The organism is Photorhabdus khanii NC19, assembly GCF_000517265.1.
Lineage (GTDB): Bacteria > Pseudomonadota > Gammaproteobacteria > Enterobacterales > Enterobacteriaceae > Photorhabdus > Photorhabdus khanii.
Window position 1 is genome coordinate 981,986 of the sequence record NZ_AYSJ01000002.1, and the last position, 5,130, is coordinate 987,115.

1 pseudogene is annotated in these 5,130 nt (G+C 55.0%); it reads left to right on the plus strand.

Going from position 1 to position 5,130, the window contains the following annotated elements:
• Nucleotides 1-5,130: pseudogene (locus PTE_RS27155) on the plus strand (amino acid adenylation domain-containing protein); the annotation flags it as partial.

The window sequence follows — 5,130 nt, forward strand, 5'->3', positions numbered from 1 at the left end:
CGGCTTCCGGGTTGAGCTGGAGGAAATTGAAACCCGGTTGATGGAACACCCGGCGGTGCAGGAAGCGGTGGTGCTGGCGCTGGATGATGGACGAGACAGACGGTTGGTCGCCTATGTGGCGGCGGAAGCGCATGACGGGTTAGTTTCCCGTTTGCGTGAACATCTGAGTGTCTTGTTGCCTGATTATATGGTCCCGGCGGCTTTTGTACGTTTGGATGCCCTCCCGTTGATGCCGAACGGTAAGCTGGATCACCGGGCGTTACCGGTGCCGGGGGAGGAGGATGTTGCTCGTCAGGTCTATGAAGCCCCGCAAGGGGAGGTTGAGATTGCTCTGGCCGCTATCTGGCGTGAGTTACTGGGCATTGATCAAGTCAGCCGGCATGATAATTTCTTTGCGCTGGGCGGCCATTCGTTGTTGGCGGTGCGGATGATGAACCGGATAGCGGCGTTAGGTATCGAACTGCCCTTGAGCACGTTGTTTGAAACGCCAGCTTTAATGGCCTTTGCTGAGGCAATAATGCGTGCTCAGTCTGATAAACCGCGCAGGACATTGCCCGCCATCACGCCAATATCCCGTGAGGGGGTGTTGCCGCTGTCATTCGCACAGCAGCGTCTGTGGTTCCTGGCCCAGTTTGAGGGAGTGAGTGATACCTATCATATCCCGATGGTACTGCGCTTGTGTGGTCGGCTGGATATCGTCGCCTGGCAGCAGGCGCTCGACAGGTTGTTTGCCCGTCATGAAGCGTTACGTTCTGTCTTCGTCTCTGTTGACGGTCAGCCACAGGTGCAATTGTTGAGTGCAGACAACGGTTTGCCTTTATCTCAACATGACCTGCGTGGGATACCGGATGCTGAAACTGTACTTGAACGCTTGAGCACCGAGGAAGCTTACACGCCATTTGATCTCGGTCATGGCCCGCTTATCCGCGCTTCTCTCATTCGGCTCACGGATGATAAATACCAGTTTTTGCTTACCCAGCATCACATTGTGTCGGACGGCTGGTCTGTAGGCGTGTTGATGTCTGAGTTAAGTGCCCTCTATACGGCTTTTCTGGCCGGACAACCTGACCTGCTACCGCCGCTGGTGATCCAATACCCTGATTACGCCGCCTGGCAGCGTCAGTGGCTGTCGGCTGAACGGGTTCAGGCTCAATCCAACTATTGGCGTACCCTGCTGGCTGACGCGCCGGTGTTACTGGATTTGCCAACCGATCGACCACGTCCTCCTCAGCAGTCGTTTGTGGGGAATAGGGTGCCTATTGACCTGGATGCGGAATTGACACAATCCCTTAAGCATTTGAGTGAACAGCAAGGCGTCACGTTATTCATGACCCTGTTGTCCGCCTGGGCGACGGTCCTGTCGCGCCTGTCAGATCAGGAGGATGTGGTTATCGGCACACCGAGCGCAGGCCGCAGTCGTCAGGAAGTGGAATCCCTGATCGGTTTTTTTATCAATACGCTGGCGTTACGCATTAATTTATCGGGTGCACCGAGTGTGATTGAGTTGCTGGCGTATGTGCGGCAAACCGCATTGGCGGCACAGGCACATCAGGACCTGTCGTTTGAACAGGTGGTGGAAATAGTGCAGCCACCGCGCAGACTGGCGCATACCCCGCTGTTCCAGGTGATGTTTGCCTGGCAGAACAATGAGATCCCGGAATGGAAACTACCCGGGTTGGCTGTCTCATCTGTTGATCCCGCTCTTGGCACAGTCAAGCCAGATCTGGAACTGGCACTGTTTGAGGAGAATGGCAGGATTTTGGGTACGTTGAGTTATGCTNCGTACTGCAAGCGATGGTGGCTCATCCTCAACAGTCAATTGGGGAAATCGATATTTTGGCCCCGGCAGAGCGCAGGCTATTGCTGGCAACCTGGAACGCCACGGAAACCCCCTATCCTGACCNTNTTAGTTTNATTTNGGAACTGGCACTGTTTGAGGAGAATGGCAGGATTGTGGGGNCGTTGAGTTATGCTGCGGCCCTGTTTGACCAACAGACGATTGAGCGCTACGTGGGGTATCTGCACACGGTACTGCAAGCGATGGTGGCTCATCCTCAACAGTCAATTGGGGAAATCGATATTTTGGCCCCGGCAGAGCGCAGGCTATTGCTGGCAACCTGGAACGCCACGGAAACCCCCTATCCTGACCCGCTGTGTATTCATCAGTTATTTGAACAACAGGCCGAGAAAACACCGGATGCGACGGCACTGGTGTATGAAGACCAGACTTTCAGCTATGCCGAGCTGAATGCCCGTGCTAACCGGCTGGCGCATCAACTGATTGCGCTGGGCGTGGAGCCGGACCAGCGGGTGGCGATTTGCGTGGCGCGTTCACCGGCGATGGTGGTGGGATTGCTGGCGGTGCTGAAAGCGGGTGGGGCTTATGTGCCGCTGGATCCTGCCTATCCGGGTGAGCGTTTGGGGCATATTTTGATTGATGCGGCACCGGCTATTTAACTGGCGGATAACGCCGGACGTACAGCGTTGGGTGAGAACGTCCTTGTGAGCCTGACGGTGCTTGACCCGAATGAATTGCCTGACCAGCCGGACAGTCACCCGCAGGTTCCTGCTTTGACTTCACGGCATCTGGCGTATGTGATTTATACCTCCGGCTCAACCGGCACGCCGAAAGGGGTGATGGTTGAACATCATAGTGTGGTTAATCTGGCTCTGGCGCAAATTACCCGGCTTGACGTGAAGGTGACCAGTCGGATATTGCAGTTTATTTCCTTTGGTTTCGATGCCAGTGTCGCGGAAATGATGACTGCATTGGGTGGTGGGGCCAGTCTGGTTATTCCTGCCGACACGGTTCGTCAGGATCCATTACGCCTTTGGCATTATCTGGAAGAACAGAGAGTGACGCACGCTTTCCTGACACCGGCTTTTCTCCAGGAAGGGGGCGATTTACCGGCGCTAACGATAAAGCCAACCTTGATACTGGGTGGTGAAGCACCCAGTACGGCGCTGCTTCAGGCATTGCGGAGTCGGGTAAATCTGTTCAATGATTATGGTCCGACAGAAACCACGGTGTGTGCCACCACCTGGCATTGTCCGTCAGACTATACGGATACATGGATCCCTATCGGGCGTCCGACGGCCAACATGCGGGTTTATCTGTTAGATGCCTACGGTCAGCCAGTACCACTGGGGACAGTAGGGGAATTGTATATTGGGGGTACCGGTGTGACGCGGGGTTATCTCAATCGCCCTGAGCTGACGGCTGAACGTTTCCTTACAGATCCGTTTAGCGATAAACCGGGTGCACGTATGTACCGTACCGGGGACTTGGTCCGTTACCTGCCGGACGGCAACCTGATATTTGTTGGTCGTAATGACCAGCAGGTTAAAATCCGGGGCTTTCGTATTGAACCGGGAGAAATCGAAGCACGGCTAACAGAGCATCCTGCAGTACGTGAAGCGCAGGTATTGGTGTTGGGTGACGGGCAGGACAAACGGCTGGTCGCCTATGTGGTGGCGCCAGAGGATGACGGTCTGATTAACAGCCTTCGTGCTCACCTGAGTGCAGTTTTGCCTGACTATATGGTGCCGACGGCCGTTGTCCGTTTGGATGCTTTCCCGTTAACCCCTAACGGCAAGCTGGATCGCCGGGTATTACCGGTGCCAGGTGAGGAAGCCTTTGCCCGTCAGCGCTATGAAGCTCCGCAAGGGGAAGCCGAAATTGTGCTGGCGGCTATCTGGTGTGAGTTGCTGGGGATTGAACAGATTAGCCGGTATGACAATTTCTTTGCGCTGGGCGGTCATTCGTTGTTGGCGGTGCGGATGATGAACCGGATAGCGGCGTTAGGTATCGAACTAGCATTGAGCACGTTGTTTGAAGCCCCCACTTTGATTGCCTTTGCTGAGGCAATGCATGCCCAGTTTGATGAGCAGCGCAGGCTATTGCCCGTCATCACGCCGATATCCCGTGAGGGGGTGTTGCCGCTGTCATTCGCACAGCAGCGTCTGTGGTTCCTGGCCCAGTTTGAGGGCGTGAGTGATACCTATCATATCCCGATGGTACTGCGCTTGTGTGGTCGGCTGGATATCGCTGCCTGGCAGCAGGCGCTCGACAGGTTGTTTGCCCGTCATGAAGCGTTACGTTCTGTCTTCGTCTCTGTTGACGGTCAGCCACAGGTGCAATTGTTGAGTGCAGACAACGGTTTGCCTTTATCTCAACATGACCTGCGTGGGATACCGGATGCTGAAACCGTACTTGAACGCCTGAGCACCGAGGAAGCTTACACGCCATTTGATCTCGGTCATGGCCCGCTTATCCGCGCTTCTCTCATTCGGCTCACGGATGATAAATACCAGTTTTTGCTCACCCAGCATCACATTGTGTCGGACGGCTGGTCTGTAGGCGTGTTGATGTCTGAATTAAGTGCCCTCTATACGGCTTTTCTGGCCGGACAACCTGACCCGCTACCGCCGCTGGTGATCCAATACCCTGATTACGCCGCCTGGCAGCGTCAGTGGCTGTCGGCTGAACGGGTTCAGGCTCAATCCGACTATTGGCGTACCCTGCTGGCTGACGCGCCGGTGTTACTGGATTTGCCAACCGATCGACCACGTCCTCCTCAGCAGTCGTTTGTGGGGAATAGGGTGCCTATTGACCTGGATGCGGAATTGACACAATCCCTTAAGCATTTGAGTGAACAGCAAGGCGTCACGTTATTCATGACCCTGTTGTCGGCCTGGGCGACGGTCTTGTCGCGTCTGTCGGATCAGGAGGATGTAGTTATCGGCACACCGAGCGCAGGCCGCAGCCACCAGGAAATAGAATCCTTGATCGGTTTCTTTGTCAATACGCTGGCCTTACGTATCGATTTATCGGGTGCACCAAGTGTGATTGAGTTGCTGGCGTATGTGCGGCAAACCGCATTGGCAGCACAGGCACATCAGGACCTGTCGTTTGAACAGGTGGTGGAAATAGTGCAGCCACCGCGTAGATTAGCGCATACCCCGCTGTTCCAGGTGATGTTTGCCTGGCAGAACAATGAGATCCCGGAATGGAAACTACCCGGGTTGGCTGTCTCATCTGTTGATCCCGCTCTTGGAATAGTCAAGTTTGATCTGGAGCTGGAGCTGTTTGAGGAGAATGGCAGGATTGTGGGGGAATTGAGTTATGCC